This window comes from Microbacterium sp. CR_7, from assembly GCF_041954755.1.
In the GTDB taxonomy this organism is placed as follows: Bacteria; Actinomycetota; Actinomycetes; order Actinomycetales; family Microbacteriaceae; genus Microbacterium.
On sequence record NZ_JAVAYF010000004.1, the window covers coordinates 319,362 to 345,987 of the forward strand.

The following is a 26,626-nucleotide window of genomic DNA, read 5'->3' on the forward strand; positions in this document are numbered from 1 at the left end:
GAAGGTCCCCCGGTCAGCCCGGGGGACCTTCGTCGTTCCCGAGGCTCGCTGCGCTCAGCGTGCGGCGAGACCTGCCAGCAGTTCGAGCACGCAGAGCGCAGCGAGCCGAACGGTGCGGGCATCGTCGGCGTCGGTCGTCGCGTCGACCTCTGCAAGGTCCGCGCTCACGACCCGGCTGTCGGCGGCCACGGCCCTCGTGAGGGACCGCAGTTCCCAGGCGGCCAGCCCGCCCGGCACGCTCGCCGGGCACCCGGGGGCGACGGAGCGATCGCAGACGTCGACGTCGATGTCGAGGTGGACACGGGGTGCGTCGCCGGATCCCGCGATCTCGAGCGCCTCGGCAACCACATCGGCTGCGCCCCGACGGCGCACGTCGTCGAGGGTGATGACGCGGATGCCCCAGTCCGCGGCGCGCCGCGCGTACGCGGCGGAGTTCGCGAAGTCGGCGATCCCGATCTGCACGATGCGGGTCGGATCGACGCGTTCGGTCGCGATCGTCGCGCTCGCCGGGGTGTCTTCGACGAGACGGCGGACGGGTGAGCCGTTCGAGACGCCGTCGCGCAGATCGAAGTGCGCGTCGAACGTGATGAGTCCCGTCGCCCGGGAACCGAGTGCGACCGGGTAGGTGAGGGAGTTGTCGCCACCGAGGGCGATCACGAGACGGGCGACCTCGGAGAGCTCCCGCACACGGCTGATGGCCTCCGCCTCGCCGTCGTCGCCGTCCGGATCGGCGATGTCGCCGGCGTCCCTGATGCGGAGCGCCTCGTCCAGATCGACGACGGGCGGACCGAGCACGGTCGCGCCGTAGCGGGGGAGGGCCTCGCGGATCGCCGCCGGTGTCGCGTGGGCGCCGGTCGGCGAGAGCGAGGTGCGCCAGGTCGGGACGCCGAGGAGCACGGCATCCGCCTCTCCGTCGACGGCGGGCCACGAGCCGGCGCGCGGCCAGAGGGGGTCGTGCGAGAGGGCCATGATGCTCCTGTCAGGCGCCCGGGATGAGCGCGTGTGCGATCGAGAAGATCGCCAGGCCCGCGAGGGCGCCGACGACCGTGCCGTTGAGGCGGATGTACTGCAGATCGCGACCGACCATCAGCTCGATCTTCTCGGTCGTCTCGGCGGGGTCCCAGCGCTCGACCGTGTCGGTGATGATCGACGCGATGTCGTGCCGGTAGCGGTCGACCAGGAACACGGCCGCGTCGGAGACCCAGGTGTCGACGCGGCGCTGCAGCGCGGCATCCGTCGCCAGCCTCTCGCCGACCTCCTGCAGCGCCTGCACCGCGCGTCGGCGAAGACCGCTCTCGGGATCGGCGAGTGCGGCGAGGAGTCCGTTCTTCGCCGTGTTCCACGCCTCGGCGGCCAGCGCGCCGACGCGGGGGCTGTCGAAGAGCGAGGCCTTGGCGTTCTCGAGCTTCTCGCGCGTCGCCGGGTCGTTCTGCAGATTTTCGGCGAGCCGGGCCAGGTAGCCGTCGATCGCGATGCGGGCGGGGTGCTTCGGGTCGTCGCGCACGGCGCGCACGAACTTCACGGCCTCGTTGTAGGCGGTGTCGTCCACGAAGCGGTGGGCGAGCTTCGGGACCCAGCCGGGGAGGCGCCGCGAGATGAGTCCCGAGAACGAGGTCGCGTTCGCGTCGAGCCAGCGGCCGACCGTGTCGACGGCGAGATCCACGGCTCCATGATGAGCGTCCGCCTCGACGATCTTCTCCAGCCACTGGCCGGCGGGCGGCCCCCATTCCGGGGAGACGAGGTGCTCGCGGGCGAGGTCGGTGATGAGGTCCCGCACGTCGTCGTCGCTCAGCGCGTTCAGCACGGCGGTGGCGATCGTGGCGCCTTCCGTGCCGACGCGCTCGGCGTGCTGCGGCTCCCGCAGCCATTCGCCGGCCCGCTGCGAGATCGCCGTCGTCGACAGCTTGGCGCGCACCACCGATCCCTCGAGGAAGTTCGTCTCCACGAACTCTCCGAGCGTTCGGCCGATCTCGTCCTTGCGGCTCGGGATGATCGCGGTGTGCGGGATGGGGAGCCCGAGCGGGCGTCGGAACAGCGCCGTCACGGCGAACCAGTCAGCGAGCGCGCCGACCATCCCACCCTCGGCCGCTGCGCGCACGTACGCGAGCCACGGCTGACGATCCTGCAGCCAGAACGCGATCACGAAGAGCACGGCCATGAAGATCAGCGCGCCGAGCGCGACGGCCTTCATCCGACGCAGCGCGAGGCGTCGTTCCTGGTCGGCGGGAGAGAGCAGCGCCATCGGTGTTCGCGGCATGACGTCATCCTTTCACGCGTCGACCCCTGCGAGACGGTCGTCGTCGCATCGGACGTCTCGCCCCTGAGACACCGGAAGACCTGTGTAGTACCATCACTACAGCCAGGATCGAGGTGCACCGTGTTGCGCATGACAGCGAGAGAGTTCAACCAGTCCGTCGCTCGTGCGCAGCGCGTCGCCGACGAGCAGCCCGTCCTGATCACGAAGCGGGGCGAGCCCGCGTACGTGCTGCTCTCGATCGACGAGTACCAGCGTCTCGCGGCGGCAGCGCCGAGGGATCAGCGATCGGCGCTCGCGATGCTGTCGCCCCCGTCCGGTGTGAGCGTGGACGACGACGTGTTCGATCGGGTTCTCGCCGACATCCGGGCGAACACGCCTGACCGCCCTCCCATCGAGTTCGACTGATGTATCTCCTCGACACCAACGTGATCTCGGAGACCCGGCGAGCGGAACGCGGCCATCCGGCGGTTCTCCGCTGGCTGGATGCGCTCGCGGAGGACGAGTGGCACGTCAGCGTCGTGACGGACTACGAACTGGAACTGGGCGCGGCCGGTCTGCGACACCGCGACCCGCGGCAGGCCGCTCGCCTGGATCTCTGGCTCGCTCGCGCACGACGGGGATATCAGAGCCGTCTGCTCCCCGTCACCTCGGAGATCGGCCGGATCTGCGCGTCCATCCAGGTGCCGGACCGGCGCCAGCTGGGGGACGCGCTGATCGCCGCGACCGCCCTGCACCACGGCCTGACGCTCGTCACACGCAACACGCGGGACTTCGACGTCCCCGGTCTGCCGGTGCTGAACCCCTTCGAGGACTGAGCGCGGCGGCCGCCGGGGCGCGTACGCTCGAAGCGTGATCGAAGACATCAAGAAGCGCGCCCTGCACCGCACCAGCATCCTGGAGGGTCAGATGCGCGGCGTCGCGCGGATGATCGAGAACGAGGACTACTGCATGGACATCATCACGCAGTCCAGGGCGATCCAGCGGTCGCTCGAATCGCTCAACCGCCTGCTGCTGGAGAACCACCTGCGCACGCACGTGACGCACATGTTCGAGGAGGGCGGCGACGAGCGCGACAAGGCCGTCGACGAGCTGCTGAAGGCGTTCGACTTCAGCAGCAAGTGACGGCCCCGGCGCCCCCTCGATCTAGCGGCCCCCGCCGAACACCTCGCCCTCCATCGCGTCGTAGCCCTCGGCCTGCGGATCGCCGTGCGAGCCGCCGGACAGCGCGTACTCCTCCTCGGGGGAGAGCACGAGACGGTGCCGGAAGAAGAGGCCGAAGCCCAGCAGGATCACCACGTACACGATCGCGATGGCGATGATCGCGGGGCCGAAGGTCGGGTTGAGCAGGAACCCGAGGAAGATCAGCGCCGCGATCACCAGCGCGATCGCCGCACCGGGCACACCCCACGGGCTGCGGTACGGGCGGTCGACGTTCGGGTACTTGCGGCGCAGGATCATGAACGAGATCAGCTGCAGCGCGTAGGCGAGCACCGCGCCCCACACGGCGATGTTCAGCACGATCGCTCCGGCGACGGTTCCGGCGCCCTCCGCGTCGAGCGCGGCCAGCACGTCGAGCACGATGAGGGCGACGAAGCCGATCGCCGCGCCGACGACGAGCGCGACCCACGGGGTCTGACGCTTGCCGGTGAGCGAGAGGAAGCGCGGGTAGTAGCCCGCACGCGAGAGCGAGTACATGTTGCGTCCGTACGCGAACATGATGCCCTGCAGCGAGGCGAGCAGGCCGATCAGGGCGAACAGGGCGAGCACGGCGGCGAGCTGGTCGCCGACGATCGCGCGGAACCCGTCGAGCAGCGGTTCACCGGCCGTCCCGGTCGCCTCGGCGCCGATGACGCCCGTGTTGAGGAACAGCACCAGCAGTCCGGTGACGATGAGCGTGCCGCGGGCCCAGAAGCCCGCCTTGGGGATGTCGCGAGTCGGGTTGTGCGACTCCTCGGCGGCCAGAGGGAGCTCTTCGATCCCGAGGAAGAACCACATCGCGAACGGGAGGGCGAAGAGGATCGGCAGCACGCCGTGCGGCAGGAACGTCGACTGCCCCTCGTCGGGCACGATGTCCCACAGCGCGTCCCAGCTGAAGGCCCCCGAGAGCAGGGCCATCGCCGAGAAGACGAGGATGATGCCGATCGAGATCACCGAGACGACGATCGCGAACCTGAAGGAGATCGCGGCGCCCGCGGAGTTCAGAGCGATGAACACGACGTAGAGGATGAGGTACCAGACCCACCCCGGCAGGACGAGGCCGAGCAGCTCGCTCGTGATGCCGTTCGCATACGACGCCGAGAAGTAGACGATCACCGCCGTGGTGGCGACGTACTCGATGGTCTCGGCTGCCCCTGTGACCAGGCCGCCCCAGGGGCCCATGGCGGACCGGGCGAACGAGTAGGCGCCGCCGGTGTGCGGCATCGCAGCTGCCATCTCGCCGATCGAGAAGATCATGCCGTAGTACATGATCACGAGGATCACGAAGGCGATCAGCATCCCGCCGAAGCCGGCGAAGTCGATGCCGAAGTTCCACCCCGAGAAGTCGCCCGAGATGACGGCGGCGACCGCGAGGCCCCACAGCCCCCAGACGCCGGCGGATCGCTTGAGGGTCCGCTTCTCGAAGTATTCGCTCCCCGCCCGGGTATAGGTCGCCCCGGCGACCTTGCGGGACTCACTGCTCTGACCAGACATCCGCTCTCCGCTCGCTCGCGTGCAGGCACCGGGTGTGCGCCTTGCGGATGATTGTGACAGTCAATGGTGGTTTCGTCTACCTTTAAACGACGAGGTCATCTACTCTGAGGGCGAAGCCGATCGGCCGATCGCTTCACCGCAGGAGAACGGAGCGTGGGATGTCGGGCAATCTGAGCATCGACCAGCTGGACGCCGGCATCGCCGCCGGTGAGATCGACACGGTGATCGTCGCCTTCGCGGACGCGCAGGGCAGGCTCGTCGGCAAGCGCGTGTCGGCGCGGCTGTTTCAGGAGGACATCCTGCACCACGGCGCCGAGGCCTGCGACTACCTCCTCTCGGTCGACGTCGACATGAACACGGTCGACGGCTATGCGATGTCGGGGTGGGACCGCGGTTACGGCGACATGGTGCTGCGACCGGACGCCGAGACGCTGCGCCGCATCCCCTGGCTCGAGGGCACCGCGCTCGTGATGGCCGACCTGGTCTGGCAGAACGGAGAGCCCGTCGGACCATCGCCCCGTGCCATCCTCGACCGGCAGCGCGACCGGCTCGCCGAGCGCGGCTGGACCGCCTACTCCGGCACCGAGCTCGAGTTCATCGTGTTCGAGAACACCTACCGCGACGCCTGGGCCCGCAAGTACGAGGGACTCACCCCCGCCACCGACTACAACGTCGACTACAACCTGCTCGCCTCGACGCGCATGGAGCCGCTGCTGCGCGACATCCGCAACAGCATGGACGGGGCGGGCATGTACTGCGAGGGCGTGAAGGGCGAGTGCAACTTCGGACAGCAGGAGATCGCGTTCCGCTACGCCGAGGTGCGCGAGACTGCCGACCAGCATGCGATCTACAAGAACGGCGCCAAGGAGATCGCCGGCAACCACGGCCAGGCGATCACCTTCATGGCGAAGTTCAACGAGCGCGAGGGCAACAGCTGCCACATCCACCTCTCGCTGCGCGACGGGTCAGGCGCCCCGGTGATGGCGGGCGACGGCGAGCACGGCTTCAGCCCGGTCATGGAGCACTGGATCGCCGGCATCCTCGCCACGCTGCGCGAGTTCACCCTGCTCTACGCGCCGAACATCAACTCGTACAAGCGCTTCGCGAAGGGCAGCTTCGCCCCGACCGGAGTCGCCTGGGGCATCGACAACCGCACCTGCGCGCTGCGCGTCGTCGGGCAGGGATCGGCGCTGCGCGTCGAGAACCGCGTCCCCGGTGGCGACGTGAACCCGTACCTGGGCATCTCGGCGATCATCGCCGGCGGCCTCTACGGCGTCGAGAACGAGCTGCCCCTGCCCGACCGCTTCACCGGAAACGCCTACGAGGACGCCGTCGACCACCTGCCGACCACGCTCCGCGAGGCCGCGCAGCTGTTCCGCGAATCGACCATCGCCCGCGAGGCGTTCGGCGACGACGTCGTCGAGCACTACCTGAACCAGGCGCGCATCGAGCTCGAGGCCTACGACGCCGCCGTCACCGACTGGGAGCGCATCCGTGGTTTCGAACGACTCTGACCCGGCGCCCCTGATCGGCGTCACGACCTACCTGGAGCGCGCGCAGCAGGGCGTGTGGGACGTGAGGGCCGCGTTCCTGCCCGAGCAGTACCTCACCGGAGTGACCGACTCGGGCGGCATCGCGCTGCTCCTCCCTCCTCAGGACCCGGATGCCGCGGACGCGGCGATCGCTGGAATGGACGGCCTCGTCCTCTCCGGCGGGGCGGACGTGGCTCCCGAGCTGTACGGCGAGGAGCGGCATCCGCTCACCGACCCGGCACGGGTCGACCGCGACGCGTGGGAGCTGGCCCTGTTCCGGGCGGCGGAGCGCCGCCGCATCCCCGTCCTCGCGATCTGCCGCGGGCTGCAGCTCGTGAACGTCGCCCGCGGAGGCACGCTGCAGCAGCACCTGCCCGAGTCGCTGGGTACCGAGAAGTACCGCATCGGCGGCGGTGTGTACGCCGAGAACGAGGTCGAGGTCGCGGAGGACACGCCCTTCGCCGACATCATCCGCGAGAGCGGCGTGCGCGTGCACAGCTATCACCACCAGGGCATCGACCGGCTCGGCGAGGGTCTCGTCGCGGCCGCGCACTCCGACGACGGCCTCGTGCAGGCGTTCGTCGACACCGACGGCGGCCATGTCGTCGGTGTGCAATGGCACCCGGAGGAGAACGCCGAGGACCGGCGTCTCTTCGCCGACCTCGTCTCGCAAGCGCGCGCGTTCGCCGCGCGCAGGAAGGAGAGCGCGCGATGAGCGCCTTCACCGTGATCGACCCCTCGACCGGCTCCGCCATCCGCGAGGTGCCGCGCGCCGATGTGGGGGAGACGGATGCCGCGATCGCGCGCGCCGTCGTTGCGCAGCGCCGCTGGGCCGCGCTCGCCCCCGTCGCGCGGGCTGACGCACTGCGCTCCTTCGCGCGGGCCGTCGAGGGCGCCGTCGAGGAGCTCGCTCAGCTGGAGGTGCGCAACTCCGGGCACCCCATCGGGTCGGCCCGCTGGGAGGCCGCGCACGTCGCGCAGGTGCTCAACTACTACTCCGCCGACCCCGAGCGGCTGTCCGGACGACAGATTCCGGTGGCTGGGGGCCTCGACGTCACCTTCCACGACCCGTACGGCGTGGTCGGCGTGATCGTCCCGTGGAACTTCCCGATGACGATCGCCGCCTGGGCGTTCGCGCCAGCGCTCGCCGCCGGCAACGCCGTCGTGCTGAAGCCCGCCGAGCTGACCCCGCTGACCGCGATCCGCCTCGGGCAGCTCGCGCTCGAGTCCGGCCTGCCCGAGGGGCTCTTCGAGGTCGTGACGGGCTCGGGGTCGGTCGTCGGACAGCGGCTCGTCGAGCACCCCGACGTGCGCAAGGTCGTCTTCACCGGGTCGACCGAGGTGGGCATCGAGGTCGCGGCCGGATGCGCGCGGGCGCTCAAGCCGGTCACCCTGGAGCTCGGCGGCAAGAGCGCGAACATCGTGTTCGATGACGCCGACCTCGAGAAGGCCGCCGCCGCCGTGCCCGGATCCGTGTTCGACAACGCCGGGCAGGACTGCTGCGCGCGCAGCCGGCTGCTCGTGCAGCGCTCGGTGTACGACCGCTTCCTGGAACTGCTCGAACCGGCCGTCGCCGCCTGGCGAGTGGGCGACCCGTCGAGCGCCGAGACCGACATGGGCCCGCTGATCTCCGCCGGCCACCGCGACACCGTGGCGTCGTTCCTCGACGGAGCCGACATCGCGTTCCGCGGCAGCGCCCCGCAGGGCGACGGGTTCTGGTTCGCGCCGGCCGTCGTGCTCGCCGACCCCGGCGACCGGATCGCCCAGCAGGAGGTCTTCGGGCCTGTCGTCGCGGTGCTGCCGTTCGACGACGAAGCGGACGCGATCCGCCTCGCGAACGACACGATCTACGGGCTCGCCGGCTCGCTCTGGACGCAGAACCTCGGGCGGGCCGTGCGCGTCTCGCGCGGCGTGCAGAGCGGAGTGCTGTCGGTGAACTCGCACTCGTCCGTGCGGTACGCCACCCCGTTCGGCGGCATGAAGGCCTCGGGTCTCGGCCGCGAACTCGGCCCCGACGCGGCCGAGCACTTCACCGAGACGAAGAACGTGTTCTTCGCGACCGACGACTGAACACGGCATCCGCCCCCGATCCATCCCAGCAACGGAGAGAGCAATGACCATCGACCTGACCCAGCGTCTCAAGGACCGCGTCGCCATCATCACCGGAGGGGCCAGCGGCATCGGGTTCGCCACCGCACGCCGCTTCGCCGCCGAGGGCGCGTTCGTCGTCATCGCCGACGTCGACCCCGCCACCGGTGAGAAGGCCGCCGCCGAGGTGGGCGGAGCCTTCCGCCCCGTCGACGTCGCCGACGAGGCGAAGGTGAACGCGCTGTTCGACGGCGTCGCCGAGGAGTTCGGCCGCATCGACATCGCCTTCAACAACGCGGGCATCTCGCCCGCCGACGACGACTCGATCGAGACCACCGAGCTGGCGGCCTGGGACCGGGTGCAGGACGTGAACCTCAAGAGCGTCTACCTCTGCAGCCGCGCGGCGCTGCGGCACATGGTGCCGGCGGGGCGCGGATCGATCATCAACACCGCGTCGTTCGTGGCCCTGCTCGGGTCGGCGACCTCGCAGATCAGCTACACGGCCTCGAAGGGCGGAGTGCTCGCGATGTCGCGCGAGCTGGGCGTGCAGTTCGCCAGGCAGGGCGTGCGGGTGAACGCACTGTGCCCCGGCCCGGTGAACACGCCGCTGCTGCAGGAGCTCTTCGCGAAGGACCCCGAGCGCGCGCAGCGTCGTCTCGTGCACGTGCCGATGGGGCGCTTCGCCGAGCCGGAGGAGCTCGCGGCCGCAGTCGCCTTCCTCGCCTCCGACGATTCCTCGTTCATCACGGCCAGCGCGTTCGTGGTCGACGGCGGCATCACCAACGCCTACGTCACCCCGCTGTGAGCTCGGCCCATCGCGCTGTGACAGGGTGAGACCATGAGCGACCGCGTCTCCGACGGCGACCTCGTCGAGGTCAGGCGAGCGGTGTACCGCCCGCTGCGACGGGGGAACGCCCTCGAGGACGCGGTGTCGCGGCTCGTGCAGACCATTCGGCTCGGCGTGGTCGCCCCGGGGGAGTCGCTGCCCCCGGAGCGGGAACTCGCGGCATCCTTCGGCGTCAGCCGCGACACCGTGCGCGACGCGATCAGGGAGCTCGCCGACACCGGCTACCTCGTGCCCAAGCGCGGCCGGTACGGCGGCACCTTCGTCGCGGACCCGCTGCCGCACCCCTCGGATGCCGGCGCCGTGACGCCCGCCGAGATCGATGACGTCCTGGGCCTCCGACGGGTGCTCGAGACGGGCGCAGCCCGGGCCGCCGCGGGGCGCTCGCTCGACGCCGGCGTTCGTGCCGACCTCTGGGCCCGGCATGAGGCGGCGCTGCCCGCGGGGCCCGAGGAGTACCGCCGCCTGGACACGCTGCTGCACCTCGCGATCGCCGAGGCCGCGGGCATCCCGTCGCTCGTGGCGCTCGTCGCCGAGAACCGGGCGTCGGTGAACGTCTGGCTGGACACGTTCCCGCTGCTGCCGCGCAACATCCAGCACTCGGGCGAGCAGCACGAGCGCATCGTCTCGGCGATCCTCGCGGGCCGGCCGGATGCCGCCGAGGCGGCCATGAACGACCACCTCGCCGGCTCCGAAGCGCTGCTGCGCGGATTCCTGGTCTAGCCCGCCGCGTGCTCAGTCCCGTTCGGTTGGCACCTCTTGCCGCAATCCCGGGCGAATTACGGCAAGAGGTGCCGACCGAAGTAGCGGTCTCGTGGCCGAGGACGCCGGCGCCTCGTCTAGCCCGCGGCGTGCTCGTCGGCGACCGAGAGCGCGTCGTCGAGCACGGCGAGGCCGCGGACGAGCTCCTCCTCGGTGATGACGAGCGGCGGCGCGACGTGCATGCGGTTGAAGTGCGTGAACGGCCAGACCCCCGCCTTCTTCGCCGCCGCCGCGAAGGCGGTCATGGGCGCGGCATCCGTTCCCGCCGCGTTGAAGGGCACGAGCGGCTCGCGCGTCTCCTTGTCGCGCACGAGCTCGACGGCCCAGAACAGTCCGAGACCCCTGACCTCGCCCACGCTCGGGTGGGTGTCGACCCACGAGCGCAGAGTCGGCTCGACGATGCGCTCGCCGAGGTCCCGCACTCGTTCCAGGATGCCGTCGCGACGGAACACCTCGAACGTCGCCACCCCGGCGGCGCACGCCAGCGGGTGCCCCGAGTAGGTGAGTCCGCCGGCGAACGGCGTCGTATCGAACGCCTTCGCGATGCGCTCCGAGATCACGACGCCGCCGAGCGGGACGTAGCCGGAGTTCACACCCTTCGCGAAGGTGATGAGGTCGGGCTGCGCGTCGAAGGCGTCGATGCCGAACCACTCGCCGAGGCGTCCGAAGCCGACCATGACCTCGTCGGCGATGTACACGATGCCATAGCGGTCGCACAGCTCGCGGACGCCCTGCAGATATCCGGGCGGCGGTACGAGTACGCCGTTCGTGCCGACGACGGTCTCGATGATGATCGCCGCGATGGTGCTCGGGCCTTCGAGCTGGATCGTCTGCTCGAGGTGCGCGAGGGCGCGCTCCGACTCCTGCTCGAGGGTCTCGGAGTGGAAGGGGGAGCGGTACAGATACGGACCGAAGAACCGGACGGAGCCCGAGTCGACCGTGTCGTTCGCCCAGCGGCGCGGGTCGCCCGTGAGCGAGATCGCGGTCGACGTGGAGCCGTGGTAGCTGCGGTACATCGACAGGACCTTGCGGCGTCCGGTCGTCTGCCGCGCCATCCGCACCGCGTACTCGTTCGCCTCGGCGCCGCCGTTGGTGAAGAACACCTTTTGGAAGCCCTCGGGCGCGACCTCGACGATGAGGCGCGCGAGCTCGCCCCGCACGTCGTTCGCCATCGCGGGCTGGATCGTCGCGAGACGCCCGGCCTGCTGCTGGATCGCCGCGACGAGATCCGGATGCTGGTGCCCGAGGTTCAGGTTCACCAGCTGGCTGGAGAAGTCGAGGTAGGCGTTTCCGGCGTAGTCCCAGAACGTCGACCCTTCGCCGGCGGCGACGGGGAGCGGGTCGATGAGACCCTGGGCGCTCCAGGAGTGGAACACGTGCCCGCGATCGTCGGCACGCACCTGCGCCTCGGCGTCGGGGGCCGGCAGCTCATGGGACGCGCCGTGGCGGTCGGTGAAAGCAGTCATGGTCTTCTCTCCGTGCGCCGGTCAGTGATTGCTCGGGAAGCCGAGGTCGATCTGCGAGGGGGTGTGGTCGGGCCAGCGGGTCGTGACGACCTTCGACCGCGTGTAGAAGTGCACCGACTCGGGTCCGTAGATGTGCGAGTCCCCGAACAGCGAGTCCTTCCAGCCGCCGAACGAGTAGGCGCCGATCGGCACGGGGATCGGCACGTTCACTCCGACCATGCCGACCTCGATGTCGAACTCGTACTGGCGGGCCGTGCCGCCGTCGCGCGTGAAGATCGCCGTGCCGTTGCCGTAGGCGTTCGCATTGACGAGCTCGACGGCCTCGGCGTAGCTCTCGACGCGGACCACTCCGAGGACCGGGCCGAAGATCTCGTCGTCGTAGGCCTTCATGCCGGGGGCGACGTGGTCGAGCAGGCTCACGCCGATGAAGAAGCCGTCGGAGTCGAACTGCTTCTCGGTGCCGTCGACGACGACGGTGGCGCCCTCGGCGGCGGCGCCGGTCACGTACGAGGCGACGCGGTCTCGGTGCTCGCGGGTGATGAGCGGTCCCATCTCGCTCGCCTCGTCGGTGCCGGCGCCGATCGTGAGGCCCTCGATGCGTGAGGCGATCGCCGCGACGAGGTCGTCGGCCACGTCTCCGACGGCGACGAGCACCGACACGGCCATGCAGCGCTCGCCGGCAGAGCCGTACGCGGCGGAGACCGCGGCGTCGGCGGCGGCGTCGATGTCGGCATCCGGCATCACGACCATGTGGTTCTTCGCGCCGCCGAGGGCCTGGACACGCTTGCCGTTCGCCGAGGCGCGCTGGTAGATCGAGCGGGCGATGGGCGTGGAGCCGACGAAGCTGACGGCGTTCACGCGGGGCGAGCCGAGCAGGGCGTCGACGGCCTCCTTGTCGCCGTGCACGACGTTGAGCACGCCGTCGGGAAGGCCCGCCTCCTGGAAGAGCTCGGCCAGCCACACGGCTGCCGACGGGTCCTTCTCGCTCGGCTTGAGCACGACCGTGTTGCCGCACGCGATGGCCGAGGCGACCATCCACAGCGGAACCATGACGGGGAAGTTGAAGGGGGTGATGGCGGCGACGACGCCCACCGGCTGCTTCACGGAGTGCACGTCGACGCCCCGAGCGACCTGCTCGCTGCGCTCGCCCTTGAGCAGGTGCACGAGGCCGGCCGCGAACTCGACGTTCTCGATGCCGCGCGACACCTCGCCCGCGGCATCCGAGAGCACCTTGCCGTGCTCGGACGTGACGATCGCGGCGAGCTCGGGGGTGCGCTCCTTGAGCAGCTGACGCAGGCGGAAGAACACGTCGGCGCGCTTGATCACGCTCGTCTCGCGCCACGCGGGAAGCGCGGCGGCCGCCGCGGCGATCGCCTGCTCGACCTCGGCCGTCGAGGCGAACGCGACGCGCTTGGTCACCTGCCCCGTGGCGGGGTCGAAGACCTCGCCCGATCGCGCCGCTTCCGCGGTCTCTGCTCCGTTGATGACGTGACGGACGATGTCCACGCTGCTCCTCGATGCTCGTGCGCGGGTAGATCGGACACTCTGACCGGTTCCCGTTACGCTGTGTCTCATCCATGCTCACAGAGATCGGCGGGCGATACCGGTGACAGAACGTCATGACTTTCCCGAGAATCGGACAGAGCGTCCGGCGGGCAGGGGATTCCTCACCGTGGCCGATGTGCTGAACAGTCCTGCGGTGCAGCGCGGGGTGCCCGAGGTGATCGTCGGCGGTGCAGCGCTGGAGGCTGCGGTGCGCTGGGTGCACGTCTCCGACAGCACGGGGGTCGCGCGCCTGCTCGACGGAGGAGAGTTGCTGCTCACGACGGGGGCCGCCTGGCCGGACGACGACCGGATGCTGCGCGAGTTCGCCGTGCGCCTGCACGAGGTCGGCCTCGCCGGGATCGTCCTCGAACTCGGCGAACGGCACACTGACGTCCCCGGGGCGGTCGTCGACGTATGCGCGAGGGAGGGCCTCGCACTCGTCGCGCTCACCCGGGAGGTGAAGTTCGTCACGGTCACCGAGGCCGTGCACCACGCGCTCATCGCCGCGCAGACGGCCGCACTGGAGGAGCGACGGCACCTGCACGAGCTCTTCACGGGGCTGAGCCTGCAGGGCGCACCGGCCGACGTCGTGGTCGCCGAGACCGCGCGGGCGATCGGGGCCTCAGTGATGCTCGAGAATCTCGCCGGCGAGCTGATCGCGGGAGAGTACCTCGGGCGGGGGGTGGCGGAGGCCCTCGATGCTCGAGAGGGGGCTGACCGCGTGCCGGTGCAGGCGCGGGGCACCCGGTGGGGCACGCTGCTCGCGCTCCCCGGCCCCGAGCCGGCGGCCGGTCGGCTCACGGTGCTCGAGCAGGGGGCGACGGCGCTCGCGTTCGGCTGCCTCGCCGACGGGGGAGATGTCGAGTGGTCGCTGCTCGCCCAGCGCAGCGTGATCGACGATCTGCTCGGAGCCCGGTTCGCGGATGCCGACGACATCGCCGCACGGCTCGGGGCCGGGGGATTCGAGCTGAGGGGGCGGCGATGCCACGGCATCGTCGTCGGGGGATCCGACTCGATCGCGGGGCTCGCCTACCGTGCCAGGCAGGCGGGGCTCGCGGTCGTCGCGGCCCGCGCCGGCGACCACGACGTCGCGCTGCTGTCGGCGCCGGCATCGGCAGAGCTCGACGACGCGACCCTGCTGCGCATCGCCGGTCCCGGCCGTCCGGTGTTCGTGGGGCCGATGGCCGAGGATGTGCCCGGCCTGCTCGCGTCCCTCCGCGCGGCCCGCGATCTCGCCGACAGCGAGGTGTCCAGCGGCGGTGCTCGTGTGCGGCGAGTCGGGGACCGGCCGCTCGAACGGCTCGTCGCGACCCTGAGGGACGATCGACGCCTGCACGAGCACAGCGAGCGGATGCTGTCGCCGCTGATCCGCTACGACGAGGAGCGACGCGGCGACCTGCTCGACGTACTGGCAGCGCTGCTCGCCCACCCGGGGAATCGTTCGGCCGCCGCTGCGGCGAGCCACCTCTCCCGGTCGGTGTTCTACCAGCGGCTCACGCTCATCGGCGATCTGCTCGACGCCGACCTCGACGACGGAGAGACTCTCGCAGCCCTGCACCTCGCGCTGCTGGCCCGTCGACGCACCGCGCCGCGGGGCTGATCCCGGTGCGCTAGAGGACGCCCTGGGCCTCCGTCAGCACACCGCGCAGGATCTGACCGATCTCGCGGAACTCCGCGGGGCCGATCGTGAGCGGCGGTGCGAGTTGGATGACGGGGTCGCCGCGGTCGTCGGCGCGGCAGTAGAGGCCGGCGTCGAACAGCGCACCGGACAGGAAGCCGCGCAGCAGTCGCTCGGACTCGTCGTCGTCGAACGTCTCCTTGGTCGCCTTGTCCTTCACGAGCTCGATGCCGAAGAAGTATCCGTCGCCGCGGACGTCGCCGACGAGCGGCAGATCGAGCAGCGTCTCGAGCTCGGCGCGGAACAGGGGCGAGTTCTCGCGCACGTGCGCGTTCAGGCCCTCCTCGTCGAAGATCGCGAGGTTCTCGAGCGCGACCGCGGCCGACACGGGGTGTCCGCCGAACGTGTAGCCGTGCGGGAACGAGAGGTCGCCGTGCGAGAAGGGCTCGTAGATCCGATCGCTGACGATCGTCGCGCCGATCGGGGAGTAGCCGCTGGTCATGCCCTTCGCGCAGGTGATCATGTCGGGCACGTATCCGAGCCCGGTGCAGGCGAACGTGTGCCCGAGGCGGCCGAACGCGCAGATGACCTCGTCCGACACGAGCAGCACGTCGTACTTGTCGCAGATCTCGCGGACGCGGGCGAAGTAGCCGGGAGGCGGTGGGAAGCATCCGCCGGAGTTCTGCACGGGTTCGAGGAAGACCGCCGCGACGGTCTCCGGGCCTTCGAACAGGATCATCTCCTCGATGCGGTTCGCGGCCCAGAGGCCGAACGCCTCGAGGTCGTCGCTCGGGCCGCCCATCTCGGCCGCCCGGTAGAAGTTCGTGTTCGGCACGCGGAAGCCGCCCGGCGTCACCGGCTCGAACATCGCCTTCATGGCGGGGATGCCGGTGATCGCGAGCGCTCCCTGCGGGGTGCCGTGATAGGCGACGGCGCGCGAGATGACCTTGTGCTTGGCGGGCTTGCCCTGCAGCTTCCAGTAGTGCTTGGCGAGCTTGAAGGCCGTCTCGACGGCCTCGCCGCCGCCGGTCGAGAAGAACACGCGGTTGAGGTCGCCGGGGGCCTCGTCGGCCAGCCGATCGGCCAGCTCGATCGCGGCGGGGTGCGCGTACGACCACAGCGGGAAGAACGAGAGCTCGGATGCCTGGGCAGCCGCGGCCTCGGCGAGACGGCGACGACCGTGGCCGGCGTTCACCACGAACAGCCCGGCGAGCCCGTCGATGTACTCCTTGCCCTTCGCGTCCCAGATGCGGTGCCCCTCGCCCTTGACGATGATCGGCACGCCCGACTTCTCCATGGTGGACTGCCGGGTGAAGTGCATCCAGAGGTGGTCTTTCGCCATCGCCTGGAGTTCGGGCTCGGACGGGGTGGTGCGGGTGGTGCTCATCTGGTCCCCCAGTTGTAGAGCTGCTTCTGCAGCTTGGCGTAGATGAAGGTCTCGGTCGACAGGACGCCGTCGATCGGACGGATGCTGTCGTTGATCAGGGCGAGCAGGTCCTCATCGTCCTCGCAGACGACCTCGGCGAGGATGTCGAAGGCGCCGACCGTGATCACGACGTAGTCGATGGCCTGGATCGCCGCGATCTCCTCGGCGACGACGCGGGTGTCGCCGGAGACGCGGATGCCGATCATCGCCTGACGGCGGAAGCCGAGCTGCATCGGGTCGGTCACGGCGACGATCTGCATGACGCCGGCCTCCGTGAGGCGCTGCACGCGCTGACGCACGGCGGCTTCGCTCAGCCCGACGGCGCGGCCGATGTCGGAGTACGAGCGGCGCCCGTCCTCCTGCAGCAGCTCGATGATCGTCTTGGACACATCGTCGAGGGTGGGATGCTTCTTCGAGGACGGCATGATGCGATCCTCGCACCGAGAACGACTCTCGGCAACCGATTCCGCAGATCCGTGTCGCACGGAGTGCGGATTCGCTCCGTCGGAGGTCAGGACTCCACGGGGCCGAGCCAGGCCGTCGCCGCGGTCGAGTGCGCGGATTCGGGGTCGGAGGGGTGGAAGGCTCCGGCGAGCACGTCGCGGTACAGGCGCGAGAGCTCGTTGGCGGAGAAGTAGGACCCGCCGCCGGCCACGAGCATCGCCTGATCGACGACGTGCTTCGCCGTCGTGATCGCGCGGTGCTTGAGTCCGGAGAGGAGGGTGAACCAGCGGGCGCCGTGGTCGGCTCGGTCGTCGACGTCGCGGGCGAGCGCGGCGATCTGCGGGGGCAGGGCGTCGTAGGCGAGACCCATGTCGGCGACGCGCCAGCGGATGTCGGGATCCTGGCTGTACGAGGTGCCCGTGCGCTTCGACCGCCGCGTCCTGGCGGTCTGCACCGCGAGGTCGAGCGCGCGGCGGGCGATGCCGGTGTAGACGGAGGCGAGGAGGATCTCGAACACCGAGAAGATGCCGAACACGATCGGATCGGGGCTCGGTCCCGCGTCGATGCGGCGCACCACGTGCGCGGCATCCGCGATAGCTCCGTCCAGACGCGTCGTCCTGCTCTGCGTGCCGCGCATGCCCAGGGTGTCCCAGTCGTCGCTCGTGACGACCGCGTCGCTGCGCTCGACGAACGCGAAGACGAGCTTCGGTGCGTCCTCGCTCGTGGTGTCGAGGCCGTGCAGGCCCAGCCTCGTCCACACTGGGGCGAGCGAGGTGAAGATCTTGGTGCCGGTGAACGCGTACCCGCCGTCGCCCGTGGGCACGGCATCCGTGTCGCTGCCGAAGAGCACGAGGTCGTTGCCGCCCTCGCTGATGCCGAAGGCGAAGACCTCGCCGGCGACGGCGCCGTCCTGCACGAACTCCAGGCCGGGGACGCCTCGGTCGCTGAAGACCTTCGCGACGCCGGTCCAGACGAGGTGCATGTTGATCGCGAGAGCGGTCGCCGGTGCCGCCGTGGCCAGGCGCTGCTGCAGGACGGCGGCCTCGGCCAGCCCCAGGCCGGCGCCGCCCCGCTCGGCTGGCACGAGGATCGAGAGGTATCCCGCCTCGCGCAGCTCGTCGAGGTCCTGCTGGGGGAAGGTGTTGTCGCGGTCGTGCAGCGGCGCGCGCTCCCGGATGCGGTCGAGCAGGTCGTCGGGCAGGAACACCGACGGGTCGAATGCGCTCATGCGAGTGCCTCCTTCAGTTGACGGATCGATTCCTCGGGCCTGTCACGGTGGAGCGAATGCCCCGCGCCCTCGACGACCGACATCGTGATGAGGGGGTTCGCGGCGAGCACCGACCGCGCGACCTCACCGGTGAAGATGCTGTACACGGCCGGGTCGGAGCCGATCACGTGGGTCGGCACGGTCAGGCGCGCGGCGTCGGCCGTGACGTCCCACGGGGTGTTCTGCACACTGGTCTGCTCGACGGCCCAGGCGCTGGTGCGGTGCACGGCGTCGACCTTGAGCTCCCAATCCTGCGGATGCCAGTGCGGGTGCTCCTGCCGTACGAGCTCGATCCGGTTGTCGGCGAATGCGCGCTCCTGGCTCTTGCGCACGATCGCCGCATCGCGGCCGCCGACGAGGATGGCCGGGTCGAGCAGCACGAGTCGCGCGGTCCATGAGGGAGAGGATGCCGCGGCGACCGTGCTCGCGGCTCCTCCGAGCGAGTGGCCGACCACGGCATCCCATCGCCCGCCGCCCGTGGGCAGGGTCGAGACGAGATCGGCGCCGTACGCCTGCACCGAGTAGTCGAGGGCGCGGGGCGCGTCGCCGTGGCCGCGCAGGTCGATCGCGGTCGCGTGCCATCCGGCTGCGGCCAGCGCGTCGCCGAGACGCCACATCAGCGCTCCCGAAGAGCCGAGGCCGTGCACGAGCAGGACGCGGCGGGCGGACGACGGATCGCCCCAGCAGAGGCGGGGGAGGGTGAGCGGCGAGGCCATGCCCTCAGCCTACGACCGCCATCCGACAGCCGGTCCGGTGCGACTGCGCCGGGCTCTCAGTCGAGGGGCGGCAGGTCTCCGTGCGTCGTGAGCACGCGGGCCGCTGCCGCGTGTCCCGCTGACAGGCGCTCCGCCAGGTCGGCGCCCTCGAGCGTCGCCGCCAGGAATCCCGAGGCGAACGCGTCGCCCGCGCCGACCGGTTCGACGACCTCGACGCGCGGCGCGGGAACGAACACCGGCTCGTCGTCGCCGGAGAACGCGGTGGCGCCCACGTCGCCGTCCTTCACCACGAGCAGTCCGCAGTGCGGCAGGTGCGCGCGGATGTCGGATGCGGTCGGGGTGCCCCAGATGCGCTCCGCCTCGTCGCGGCCGACGAACGCGATGTCCGCGGCGTCGGCGAGGCGGGCGAGCGTGTGCGCTGCGTCCTCCCTGCTCCACAGGGCGCGACGGTCGTTGACGTCGAACGAGACCAGGGCCCCGGCCGCGCGGGCGTCGACGTACAGCTGGTCGACCATCTCGCGGCACGTGGCGGAGAGCGCGGGCGTGATGCCCGTCGTGTGCACGATGCGCACCCCGGCGAGGGCGTCGGCGTCGAGGAAGCCCCGGTCCATGAGGGAGGCGGCTGACCCACGGCGGTAGTAGTAGACCGACGACGATTCGACGCCGGGGTCCTTGAACATCACACCGGTCGGGGTGGCGTCGTCGGTCGTGACCCACAGGTCCACGCCGCGGCCGGAGAGCTCGGCGGCGATGCGCTCGCCGAACGGGTCGGCGCCGAGACGAGACGCCCAGGCGGCCCGGTGGCCGGCCGCGACGAGACCGACGGAGACGTTGCCCTCGGCGCCGGCGATGCCGAACGCCGCGGTCTCGGTCTCGACGAGGGGAGCACCGATGGCGGTGACGAGCCCCATGGACTCGCCGACGCAGACGACCTCGACGGGGGTCTCCGCATCGTTCGGGTGCGAGGAGGGGAGTGCTGTGCTCATGAGGGTGTGACCGCCAGGGGTTCGGTGTCGGGATGGGGGCTCGCGTCGCGGTGACGCAGGTCGGGGAAGGAGCGGACGAAGACGACGGAGACGATGAGGCCGACCGCGGCGAAGATCGTCGCGGCGAGGTAGGCGCCGCGAGGGTCGGTCGCGTCGACGAGGAAGCCGGCCACGGCGGATCCGGCGGCGGCCCCGATCAGCTGGCCGGTGCCGGTCCACCCGAACGCCTCGGCCGTCTCGCTGAACTTGACGCTCGCCGAGGTGATCGCGAAGAGCACGGCGAGCGCGGGGGCGATACCGATGCCCGCGACGATGAGGGTGCCGCCCAGCCAGAAGACGTTGAGCGAGATCATCGTGAGCGCGAGGCCGACGGTCACGATCAGCAGGCGGCGCGCCATGGCCCAGGGGCCGATCGGGATGTGTCCGAAGGCGAGCCCGCCCGCCAGGCTGCCGACCGAGAACACCGCGAGGACGAGCCCCGCGGCGAGGCTGCCGTGCTCGAACGTCGCGACCACTCCGACCTCGACGGCGGCGCAGGCGCCGATCAGCAGGAACCCGACGACCGTGGCGAGGAGCACCGGGGGTTTGAGCACCACCTTGCCGAGGGCGTTGCGGCTGCGGGGGATGCGCACCCGGCCGACCTCGGGGGAGAGGATGAACCACGCCGCGCCGCCGACGAGGATGACGGCGACGAGCAGCAGGCCCTCCATGGTGCCGACCTGGGTGGAGACCAGCGTGATGACCACGGGCGCCAGGATCCAGATGATCTCCTGCAGCGAGGCGTCGAGGGAGAACAGCGGCGTGAGCTGCGACGAGTTCACGAGCTTGGGGTAGATCGTGCGGACGGCGGCCTGGATGGGCGGGGTCGCGAGCCCGGCGACCATGCCGAACGCCATGTAGCCGGGGACGGTGAGGGGCAGCAGGGCGAGCGCGACCACCGCGATCACGCACACCGTGCTCGTGAGGGTGAGGACGCGACGCATTCCCCAGGCGCCCATCCAGCGGCTCGTGATGGGCCCGGCGACGGCCTGGCCGACACTCGTCGCAGCGAGCACGAGACCCGGCGATCCGTAAGACCCGGTCTGCTGCTCGACGTGCAGGAGGATCGCCAGCGAGGTCATGCCGCTGGGGAAGCGCGCGGTCAGCTGCGCCGCGATCATGCGCGCCACTCCCGGCGTGCGAAGAAGGTCCTGGTATCCCGCCACCCGACAACGCTACCGGCACCGGGGCGACCCTCGTGCGGGCGGTCGGACCCCGACACGCCGCGACACGCCGAACCGCACTTTCCACAGAAAATCGGATGTCGGTGGTCGGCCGTATCGTGCCCCCTGTGGATGGATCGCTCACAGGGTCCTCCCAGCCGCGATTTCTCGCGGTTCGCGATGTCCGCGGGCGGCCCTCCGCCTGTGGAAGAAACGGTGGAGAACCTGTGTTGTATCAGTGGAGAGCGGTGGAAAACTACACGGATGTAACTACTACCCCTTGTGGTCGCTCTGAATGTCCGTCCCTATATGTAGTATTGAGTTCCCGGTGAGGGTCTACCGGACAAACGCCTGATCACCACAGGCCAGAGATTTGAGGGGAAGCCGAAAAAGATGTCGATCACGGTCTACACCAAGCCGTCCTGCGTCCAGTGCAACGCGACCTACCGCGCTCTCGACGCGAAGGGTATCGAGTACGAGATCCACGACCTGTCGGAAGACCCGGCAGCCCTCGAGCAGGTCAAGTCGCTCGGCTACATGCAGGCTCCCGTCGTCGTCACCGACGAGGACCACTGGTCGGGCTTCCGTCCCGACAAGATCGACGAGCTCGCCTCGCGCCTGGCCTGAGGCACCATGAGCGCCGTCGCGACCGCTGCGCCGCTCCTGGTCTACTTCTCCAGCGTGTCGGGCAACACCGCACGCTTCATCGAGAAGCTGGGTCTCCCCGCCCGGCGCATCCCTCTCCACCGGCAGGAGGAGGACCTCGTCATCGACGAGCCCTTCGTGCTGGTCACTCCCACCTACGGCGGGGGTGAGGGGAGAGGCGTCGAGCGGGGAGCCGTTCCCAAGCAGGTGATCCGGTTCCTCAACGACGAACGCAACCGACGCCACATCCGCGGAGTCATCTCCGCAGGAAACACCAACTTCGGCGACGCCTTCTGCCTCGCCGGCGACATCATCAGCCGCAAGTGCCACGTGCCTCACTTGTACCGGCTAGAGATCTTCGGCACACAGGACGACGTTGATCGCGTGAGCGACGGATTGGAACGACGGTGGGTATCGCAGTGGAAGAGCATGCAGGACACGGCGCAGTGACGGAGACCGCGGCGTTCAAGGTGAACCCCGCGTACGAGGGCCTGGACTACCACGCCCTCAACGCGATGCTGAATCTCTACGACGCGAACGGGAAGATCCAGTTCGACGCCGACAAGCGGGCGGCGCGGGAGTACTTCCTCCAGCACGTCAACCAGAACACGGTGTTCTTCCACTCCCTCAAGGAGCGGCTCGACTACCTCGTCGAGAAGGAGTACTACGAGGGCTCCGTCATCGACAAGTACTCGTTCGAGTTCATCCAGAAGCTCAACGACCTCGCCTACTCGAAGAAGTTCCGCTTCGAGACCTTCCTCGGCGCGTTCAAGTACTACACGAGCTACACGCTGAAGACGTTCGACGGCAAGCGCTACCTCGAGCGGTTCGAGGACCGCGTCGTGATGACGGCCCTCGGCCTGGCCGACGGCGACGAGAAGCTCGCGGTGAACCTCGTCGAGGAGATCATCTCCGGTCGCTTCCAGCCGGCCACCCCGACCTTCCTCAACGCGGGCAAGGCGCAGCGCGGCGAGCTGGTCAGCTGCTTCCTGCTGCGCATCGAAGACAACATGGAGTCGATCGCCCGCGGCATCAACTCCGCCCTGCAGCTGTCGAAGCGCGGCGGCGGCGTGGCGCTCCTGCTCTCGAACATCCGCGAGTCCGGCGCCCCGATCAAGCAGATCGAGAACCAGTCCTCCGGCATCATCCCCGTGATGAAGCTGCTCGAAGACAGCTTCAGCTACGCCAACCAGCTCGGTGCGCGTCAGGGCGCCGGTGCGGTGTACCTCAACGCCCACCACCCCGACATCATGCGCTTCCTCGACACGAAGCGCGAGAACGCCGACGAGAAGATCCGCATCAAGACGCTGTCGCTCGGCGTCGTGGTGCCCGACATCACGTTCGAGCTCGCGAAGAACGGCGAGGACATGTACCTCTTCTCGCCGTACGACGTCGAGAAGGTCTACGGCGTCCCGTTCGGCGACATCTCGGTCACCGAGAAGTACCGCGAGATGGTCGACGACCCGCGCATCAAGAAGACGAAGATCAACGCGCGCGAGTTCTTCCAGACCGTCGCCGAGATCCAGTTCGAGTCCGGTTACCCGTACGTCATGTTCGAGGACACGGTGAACAAGGCGAACCCGATCAAGGGTCGCATCAACATGTCGAACCTCTGCAGCGAGATCCTGCAGGTGAACACGCCGACGACGTACAACGACGACCTGTCGTACGACCAGATCGGCAAGGACATCTCCTGCAACCTCGGCTCGATGAACATCGCGCTGTCGATGGATGCCGACGACCTCGGCCAGACGGTCGAGACCGCGATCCGCGCGCTCACCGCGGTGAGCGACCAGAGCCACATCCGCTCGGTGCGTTCGATCGAAGACGGCAACGACCGTTCCCACGCGATCGGCCTCGGTCAGATGAACCTGCACGGCTACCTCGCTCGCGAGCACGTCTACTACGGCTCGGAGGAGGGTGTCGACTTCACGAACATCTACTTCTACACCGTGCTGTACCACGCGCTGCGTGCCTCGAACAACCTGGCGATCGAGCGTCAGCAGACGTTCGACGGCTTCGAGGACTCGAAGTACGCGTCGGGCGAGTTCTTCGACAAGTACATCGACCAGGCGTGGGTGCCGGCGACCGAGAAGGTCAAGGAGCTCTTCGCGGGCAAGCACATCCCGACGCAGCAGGACTGGGTCGAGCTGAAGGAGAGCATCCAGAAGCACGGCATCTACAACCAGAACCTGCAGGCGGTGCCGCCGACCGGCTCGATCTCGTACATCAACAACTCGACGTCGTCGATCCACCCGATCGCGTCGAAGATCGAGATCCGCAAGGAAGGCAAGCTGGGTCGCGTCTACTACCCGGCAGCGTTCATGACGAACGACAACCTGGAGTACTACCAGGACGCGTACGAGATCGGCTACGAGAAGGTCATCGACACGTACGCCGCCGCCACGCAGCACGTCGACCAGGGCCTGTCGCTGACGCTGTTCTTCAAGGACACCGCCACCACTCGCGACATCAACAAGGCGCAGATCTACGCATGGCGCAAGGGCATCAAGACGATCTACTACATCCGTCTGCGCCAGCTGGCGCTCGAGGGCACCGACATGACCGAGTGCGTCTCCTGCATGCTCTGACCCGTCGACAGTCACCCGGAACGAGAACGAACATGACTCCCCACTCCCCGCTCAAGCTGGTCGACAGCGTGCAGGCGATCAACTGGAACCGCATCCAGGACGACAAGGACCTCGAGGTCTGGAACCGTCTGGTGAACAACTTCTGGCTGCCCGAGAAGGTGCCGCTGTCGAACGACGTCCAGTCGTGGAACACGCTGACCCCTGACGAGCAGTTGCTCACGATGCGCGTCTTCACGGGTCTGACCCTGCTCGACACCATCCAGGGCACGGTCGGCGCCGTGTCGCTCATCCCCGATGCGATCACCCCGCACGAGGAGGCCGTCTACACGAACATCGCGTTCATGGAGTCGGTGCACGCGAAGAGCTACTCCTCGATCTTCTCGACGCTCGCGTCGACCAAGGAGATCGACGAGGCGTTCCGGTGGTCCACCGAGAACCCGAACCTTCAGAAGAAGGCTCAGATCATCATGGACTACTACCAGGGCGACGACCCGCTCAAGCGCAAGGTCGCCTCGACCCTGCTCGAGTCGTTCCTGTTCTACTCGGGCTTCTACCTGCCGATCTACTGGTCGTCGAAGGCGAAGCTGACGAACACGGCCGACCTGATCCGCCTCATCATCCGTGACGAGGCGGTGCACGGCTACTACATCGGCTACAAGTTCCAGCGCGGTCTCGAGACGGCCACGCAGCAGCGCCGGGATGAGCTCAAGGACTACACGTTCTCGCTGCTCTACGAGCTGTACGACAACGAGGTGCAGTACACGCAGGACCTCTACGACGGTGTCGGCCTGACCGAGGACGTCAAGAAGTTCCTGCACTACAACGCCAACAAGGCGCTCATGAACCTCGGCTACGAGGCCATGTTCCCCTCGACGGTGACGAACGTGAACCCGGCGATCCTGTCGGCGCTCTCGCCGAACGCCGACGAGAACCACGACTTCTTCTCGGGGTCGGGCTCGTCGTACGTGATCGGCAAGGCCGAGGCCACGGAAGACGAGGACTGGGACTTCTGACCCGCCCCTGACCGCAACAGCGGTTCGCCGCCCGCGAAGTCGCTCGAGCCCCCGCCCGCTCCTCAGTCGAGAGGATGCAGGCGGGGGCTTGCCCACGTCACAGGTGCGGATACGGGGGAGCCGTAACCGGTGTCGTCGGCGCCCGCGGCGGAGCTCAGCGCGGTGATGAGCAGTATCCCGCCGAACATGATCGCGGCAGTGACGACGAGCGCGACGACGATGGCGCGATGAAGGCGGTTCGCCCTCTCGACCTCGGCTTCCACGACCGGTTCATCGGGCACCTCCGCGCAGCGCAGCAGCCGCGCGAGGTCGGGGGCGGTCGTCTCCGCGAGATGAGCCGCGGGAGGACGTCGGCGCCGGTCGCGGCGCAAGGGCCCAATTCGCGTCGTCGCCGTCCCGAGGCGGGAGGCCCTGTCGGCCACCTCGGACGCGGACAGTCGTGCGGAAGGATCGATCGTGGTCATCGCGCTGATCAACGACTTCCACCCGTAGCCGAGTGCGCCCGGAATGGCCGGCGCTGACGAGAGCCGTCCGACGATGGTGTTCTGCAGGGAGTCGGTGTCGAACGGGTGCCGCTGCGTGAGCGCTTCGAGAACGACCAGCCCGAGCGAATAGACGTCGGAGGCGGGTCCGGTCGCTTCCCCTCGGACCTGCTCCGGCGCCAGGTAGGCGGCGGTGCCCATGATCGCGCCGGGAGCCGTGAGTCGTGCCGCGTCGACGAGGTGCGCGATGCCGAAGTCCGCCAGTACCGCTTCGAAGGGCGCCTCAGCGTCGCCGGTCGGTCTCAGGAGAACGTTGGCCGGTTTGATGTCCCGGTGGACTATGCCCGCGGCGTGCACAGCGGCGAGCCCGGCGGCGATCTGATTCAGCCACGCCGCCAGCTCCTGGCCGTCGAGAGGGCCCTGGTCCATCCGCTCGCGAAGCGTCGGTCCAGGGACCAGCTCCATCACGAGGAACGCGTGGTCCGCGGCGCCGATGTGTGCATCGTAGAGGGTCACCAGCGACGGGTGGTCGAGCGCGGCCAGCGCCAGTGCTTCGGCGTTTCGCCGCTGTGAGGCGACCTGGTCGGTCGCGTCGATCGAGAAGAGCTTCACTGCGACGTCTCGGCCGAGGATCTCATCTCGAGCGCGATAGACCCTCGCCATTCCGCCTGACCCGATGCGCTCGATCAGGCGGTATCGCCCCGCGAGCAGCCCACCCGTCTCAGGGAGAGCTGCTCGCAGGAGGTCGGTCATGCCCGTCAGACGATCGGGTCACCGTTGTCGCTGGTGCGACGGGTCGTGACGCGCTCACCCGTGGCGGGGTCGACGGCGGAGCGCGCCGTCGAGACGGTCGAGCGACGGCGCATCACCAGCACGAGGCTGATGAGGAACACCACGACGCCGGCTGCCATCAGGATGTAGCCGATGAGATCGAGGTTGACGACTCCACCCAGGTCGACGTTCACTGCGAACGCCAGGATGGCTCCGATCACGAACAGAGCGATTCCGCTTCCGATGCCCATGCTGATCCTCCTTGAGAGTCATTGCCCTG

Annotated in this window: 26 protein-coding genes; 13 read left to right on the forward strand and 13 right to left on the reverse strand. The window is 69.2% G+C overall.

Annotated elements, in window-relative coordinates; all coding sequences use genetic code 11:
- Positions 1 to 54: 54 nt before the first annotated feature.
- Entirely contained in the window at positions 55 to 969 is a 915-nt protein-coding gene (locus RAC81_RS10685; protein ID WP_375082323.1) for an arginase family protein, read from the reverse strand.
- 10 nt (positions 970 to 979) lie between these two features.
- A complete protein-coding gene (locus RAC81_RS10690) occupies positions 980 to 2,257 on the reverse strand; it encodes a DUF445 domain-containing protein (protein WP_375082324.1) in 1,278 nt (425 codons plus the stop codon).
- Positions 2,258 to 2,386: 129 nt separating this feature from the next.
- Between RAC81_RS10690 and RAC81_RS10695 the strand changes: the two genes are divergently transcribed.
- The 3 genes from RAC81_RS10695 to RAC81_RS10705 are packed head-to-tail and all read left to right on the forward strand — an operon-like array spanning position 2,387 to position 3,379.
- Positions 2,387 to 2,662 carry a type II toxin-antitoxin system prevent-host-death family antitoxin gene (locus RAC81_RS10695; protein ID WP_375082325.1) on the forward strand — a complete coding sequence of 92 codons (276 nt, stop codon included), beginning with the start codon at positions 2,387 to 2,389 and terminating at the stop codon, positions 2,660 to 2,662.
- Positions 2,662 to 3,072, forward strand: a complete 411-nt coding sequence (locus tag RAC81_RS10700) for a type II toxin-antitoxin system VapC family toxin (protein ID WP_375082326.1) — start codon at positions 2,662 to 2,664, stop codon at positions 3,070 to 3,072. Before RAC81_RS10695 ends, RAC81_RS10700 begins: the two co-directional genes overlap by 1 nt.
- A gap of 34 nt (positions 3,073 to 3,106) precedes the next feature.
- Positions 3,107 to 3,379, forward strand: coding sequence for a metal-sensitive transcriptional regulator (locus RAC81_RS10705; protein ID WP_096713861.1), 273 nt, complete (start codon positions 3,107 to 3,109; stop codon positions 3,377 to 3,379).
- Positions 3,380 to 3,400: 21 nt separating this feature from the next.
- On the opposite strand, the gene RAC81_RS10710 is transcribed toward RAC81_RS10705, so the two are convergent.
- A complete protein-coding gene (locus tag RAC81_RS10710; protein WP_375082327.1) occupies positions 3,401 to 4,948 on the reverse strand; it encodes an amino acid permease in 1,548 nt (515 codons plus the stop codon).
- 158 nt (positions 4,949 to 5,106) lie between these two features.
- On the opposite strand from RAC81_RS10710, the gene RAC81_RS10715 reads away from it, so the two are divergent.
- From RAC81_RS10715 to RAC81_RS10735, 5 genes are read left to right on the forward strand one after another with little or no spacing between them, the layout of a single operon-like run.
- A complete protein-coding gene (locus RAC81_RS10715) occupies positions 5,107 to 6,462 on the forward strand; it encodes a glutamine synthetase family protein (RefSeq protein WP_375082328.1) in 1,356 nt (451 codons plus the stop codon).
- The gene (locus RAC81_RS10720; RefSeq protein WP_375082329.1) at positions 6,443 to 7,195 is read left to right on the forward strand and encodes a gamma-glutamyl-gamma-aminobutyrate hydrolase family protein; all 753 of its coding nucleotides are present in this window, start codon (positions 6,443 to 6,445) and stop codon (positions 7,193 to 7,195) included. Before RAC81_RS10715 ends, RAC81_RS10720 begins: the two co-directional genes overlap by 20 nt.
- Positions 7,192 to 8,550, forward strand: coding sequence for an aldehyde dehydrogenase family protein (locus tag RAC81_RS10725; protein ID WP_375082330.1), 1,359 nt, complete (start codon positions 7,192 to 7,194; stop codon positions 8,548 to 8,550). Before RAC81_RS10720 ends, RAC81_RS10725 begins: the two co-directional genes overlap by 4 nt.
- Before the next feature lie 43 nt (positions 8,551 to 8,593).
- Positions 8,594 to 9,373, forward strand: coding sequence for a 3-oxoacyl-ACP reductase (locus tag RAC81_RS10730; RefSeq protein ID WP_375082331.1), 780 nt, complete (start codon positions 8,594 to 8,596; stop codon positions 9,371 to 9,373).
- Between the two features lie 33 nt (positions 9,374 to 9,406).
- Positions 9,407 to 10,135 carry a FadR/GntR family transcriptional regulator gene (locus tag RAC81_RS10735; protein WP_375082332.1) on the forward strand — a complete coding sequence of 243 codons (729 nt, stop codon included), beginning with the start codon at positions 9,407 to 9,409 and terminating at the stop codon, positions 10,133 to 10,135.
- A gap of 116 nt (positions 10,136 to 10,251) precedes the next feature.
- On the opposite strand, the gene RAC81_RS10740 is transcribed toward RAC81_RS10735, so the two are convergent.
- Both RAC81_RS10740 and RAC81_RS10745 read right to left on the reverse strand, forming a co-directional pair.
- Positions 10,252 to 11,640 (reverse strand): aspartate aminotransferase family protein, encoded by a 1,389-nt coding sequence (locus RAC81_RS10740; RefSeq protein ID WP_375082333.1) that lies wholly within the window; start codon positions 11,638 to 11,640, stop codon positions 10,252 to 10,254.
- 21 nt (positions 11,641 to 11,661) lie between these two features.
- Positions 11,662 to 13,146, reverse strand: coding sequence for a CoA-acylating methylmalonate-semialdehyde dehydrogenase (locus RAC81_RS10745; RefSeq protein ID WP_375082334.1), 1,485 nt, complete (start codon positions 13,144 to 13,146; stop codon positions 11,662 to 11,664).
- 166 nt (positions 13,147 to 13,312) lie between these two features.
- Between RAC81_RS10745 and RAC81_RS10750 the strand changes: the two genes are divergently transcribed.
- Positions 13,313 to 14,785, forward strand: coding sequence for a PucR family transcriptional regulator ligand-binding domain-containing protein (locus RAC81_RS10750; protein WP_375082335.1), 1,473 nt, complete (start codon positions 13,313 to 13,315; stop codon positions 14,783 to 14,785).
- Positions 14,786 to 14,795: 10 nt separating this feature from the next.
- Here the strand turns inward: RAC81_RS10750 and RAC81_RS10755 are convergent, their stop codons facing one another.
- From RAC81_RS10755 to RAC81_RS10780, 6 genes are all read right to left on the reverse strand, one after another.
- Positions 14,796 to 16,190, reverse strand: a complete 1,395-nt coding sequence (locus tag RAC81_RS10755) for an aspartate aminotransferase family protein (RefSeq protein ID WP_375082336.1) — start codon at positions 16,188 to 16,190, stop codon at positions 14,796 to 14,798.
- The gene (locus tag RAC81_RS10760) at positions 16,187 to 16,654 is read right to left on the reverse strand and encodes an Lrp/AsnC family transcriptional regulator (RefSeq protein WP_096713803.1); all 468 of its coding nucleotides are present in this window, start codon (positions 16,652 to 16,654) and stop codon (positions 16,187 to 16,189) included. Before RAC81_RS10760 ends, RAC81_RS10755 begins: the two co-directional genes overlap by 4 nt.
- Before the next feature lie 86 nt (positions 16,655 to 16,740).
- On the reverse strand, positions 16,741 to 17,901 hold the full coding sequence (locus tag RAC81_RS10765) for an acyl-CoA dehydrogenase family protein (RefSeq protein WP_375082337.1): 1,161 nt from the start codon (positions 17,899 to 17,901) through the stop codon (positions 16,741 to 16,743).
- Entirely contained in the window at positions 17,898 to 18,656 is a 759-nt protein-coding gene (locus RAC81_RS10770) for an alpha/beta fold hydrolase (protein WP_375082338.1), read from the reverse strand. Before RAC81_RS10770 ends, RAC81_RS10765 begins: the two co-directional genes overlap by 4 nt.
- 56 nt (positions 18,657 to 18,712) lie before the next feature.
- A complete protein-coding gene (locus RAC81_RS10775) occupies positions 18,713 to 19,642 on the reverse strand; it encodes a sugar kinase (protein WP_375082339.1) in 930 nt (309 codons plus the stop codon).
- Positions 19,639 to 20,847, reverse strand: a complete 1,209-nt coding sequence (locus RAC81_RS10780) for an MFS transporter (RefSeq protein WP_375082340.1) — start codon at positions 20,845 to 20,847, stop codon at positions 19,639 to 19,641. Before RAC81_RS10780 ends, RAC81_RS10775 begins: the two co-directional genes overlap by 4 nt.
- Positions 20,848 to 21,237: 390 nt before the next feature.
- On the opposite strand from RAC81_RS10780, the gene nrdH reads away from it, so the two are divergent.
- From nrdH to nrdF, 4 genes are read left to right on the forward strand one after another with little or no spacing between them, the layout of a single operon-like run.
- Positions 21,238 to 21,471, forward strand: coding sequence for a glutaredoxin-like protein NrdH (gene nrdH / locus RAC81_RS10785; protein ID WP_067118559.1), 234 nt, complete (start codon positions 21,238 to 21,240; stop codon positions 21,469 to 21,471).
- Positions 21,472 to 21,477: 6 nt separating this feature from the next.
- Positions 21,478 to 21,939 carry a class Ib ribonucleoside-diphosphate reductase assembly flavoprotein NrdI gene (gene nrdI / locus RAC81_RS10790; protein WP_096713798.1) on the forward strand — a complete coding sequence of 154 codons (462 nt, stop codon included), beginning with the start codon at positions 21,478 to 21,480 and terminating at the stop codon, positions 21,937 to 21,939.
- Positions 21,936 to 24,080 (forward strand): class 1b ribonucleoside-diphosphate reductase subunit alpha, encoded by a 2,145-nt coding sequence (nrdE, locus tag RAC81_RS10795; RefSeq protein WP_375082341.1) that lies wholly within the window; start codon positions 21,936 to 21,938, stop codon positions 24,078 to 24,080. The genes nrdI and nrdE overlap by 4 nt, the downstream gene beginning before the upstream one ends.
- A gap of 32 nt (positions 24,081 to 24,112) precedes the next feature.
- Positions 24,113 to 25,093 (forward strand): class 1b ribonucleoside-diphosphate reductase subunit beta, encoded by a 981-nt coding sequence (nrdF, locus tag RAC81_RS10800; RefSeq protein ID WP_096713796.1) that lies wholly within the window; start codon positions 24,113 to 24,115, stop codon positions 25,091 to 25,093.
- A 62-nt stretch (positions 25,094 to 25,155) separates the two neighbouring features.
- On the opposite strand, the gene RAC81_RS10805 is transcribed toward nrdF, so the two are convergent.
- Both RAC81_RS10805 and RAC81_RS10810 read right to left on the reverse strand, forming a co-directional pair.
- Positions 25,156 to 26,328 carry a serine/threonine-protein kinase gene (locus tag RAC81_RS10805; protein ID WP_375082342.1) on the reverse strand — a complete coding sequence of 391 codons (1,173 nt, stop codon included), beginning with the start codon at positions 26,326 to 26,328 and terminating at the stop codon, positions 25,156 to 25,158.
- Between the two features lie 5 nt (positions 26,329 to 26,333).
- Positions 26,334 to 26,597: a DUF6458 family protein gene (locus tag RAC81_RS10810; RefSeq protein WP_375082343.1), complete on the reverse strand. Its 264-nt coding sequence runs from the start codon at positions 26,595 to 26,597 to the stop codon at positions 26,334 to 26,336.
- Between the last annotated feature and the right edge of the window lie 29 nt (positions 26,598 to 26,626).

Coding starts and splice junctions, on each gene's coding strand:
- RAC81_RS10810 (WP_375082343.1), bottom strand. CDS start 26,597: ATGGGCATCGGAAGCGGAATCGCTCTGTTCGTGATCGGAGCCATCCTG.
- RAC81_RS10715 (WP_375082328.1), top strand. CDS start 5,107: ATGTCGGGCAATCTGAGCATCGACCAGCTGGACGCCGGCATCGCCGCC.
- RAC81_RS10805 (WP_375082342.1), bottom strand. CDS start 26,328: ATGACCGACCTCCTGCGAGCAGCTCTCCCTGAGACGGGTGGGCTGCTC.
- nrdF (WP_096713796.1), top strand. CDS start 24,113: ATGACTCCCCACTCCCCGCTCAAGCTGGTCGACAGCGTGCAGGCGATC.
- RAC81_RS10690 (WP_375082324.1), bottom strand. CDS start 2,257: ATGCCGCGAACACCGATGGCGCTGCTCTCTCCCGCCGACCAGGAACGA.
- RAC81_RS10695 (WP_375082325.1), top strand. CDS start 2,387: ATGACAGCGAGAGAGTTCAACCAGTCCGTCGCTCGTGCGCAGCGCGTC.
- RAC81_RS10700 (WP_375082326.1), top strand. CDS start 2,662: ATGTATCTCCTCGACACCAACGTGATCTCGGAGACCCGGCGAGCGGAA.
- RAC81_RS10775 (WP_375082339.1), bottom strand. CDS start 19,642: ATGAGCACAGCACTCCCCTCCTCGCACCCGAACGATGCGGAGACCCCC.
- RAC81_RS10770 (WP_375082338.1), bottom strand. CDS start 18,656: ATGGCCTCGCCGCTCACCCTCCCCCGCCTCTGCTGGGGCGATCCGTCG.
- nrdI (WP_096713798.1), top strand. CDS start 21,478: ATGAGCGCCGTCGCGACCGCTGCGCCGCTCCTGGTCTACTTCTCCAGC.
- RAC81_RS10760 (WP_096713803.1), bottom strand. CDS start 16,654: ATGCCGTCCTCGAAGAAGCATCCCACCCTCGACGATGTGTCCAAGACG.
- RAC81_RS10725 (WP_375082330.1), top strand. CDS start 7,192: ATGAGCGCCTTCACCGTGATCGACCCCTCGACCGGCTCCGCCATCCGC.
- RAC81_RS10740 (WP_375082333.1), bottom strand. CDS start 11,640: ATGACTGCTTTCACCGACCGCCACGGCGCGTCCCATGAGCTGCCGGCC.
- RAC81_RS10735 (WP_375082332.1), top strand. CDS start 9,407: ATGAGCGACCGCGTCTCCGACGGCGACCTCGTCGAGGTCAGGCGAGCG.
- nrdH (WP_067118559.1), top strand. CDS start 21,238: ATGTCGATCACGGTCTACACCAAGCCGTCCTGCGTCCAGTGCAACGCG.
- RAC81_RS10685 (WP_375082323.1), bottom strand. CDS start 969: ATGGCCCTCTCGCACGACCCCCTCTGGCCGCGCGCCGGCTCGTGGCCC.
- RAC81_RS10765 (WP_375082337.1), bottom strand. CDS start 17,901: ATGAGCGCATTCGACCCGTCGGTGTTCCTGCCCGACGACCTGCTCGAC.
- RAC81_RS10730 (WP_375082331.1), top strand. CDS start 8,594: ATGACCATCGACCTGACCCAGCGTCTCAAGGACCGCGTCGCCATCATC.
- RAC81_RS10710 (WP_375082327.1), bottom strand. CDS start 4,948: ATGTCTGGTCAGAGCAGTGAGTCCCGCAAGGTCGCCGGGGCGACCTAT.
- RAC81_RS10755 (WP_375082336.1), bottom strand. CDS start 16,190: ATGAGCACCACCCGCACCACCCCGTCCGAGCCCGAACTCCAGGCGATG.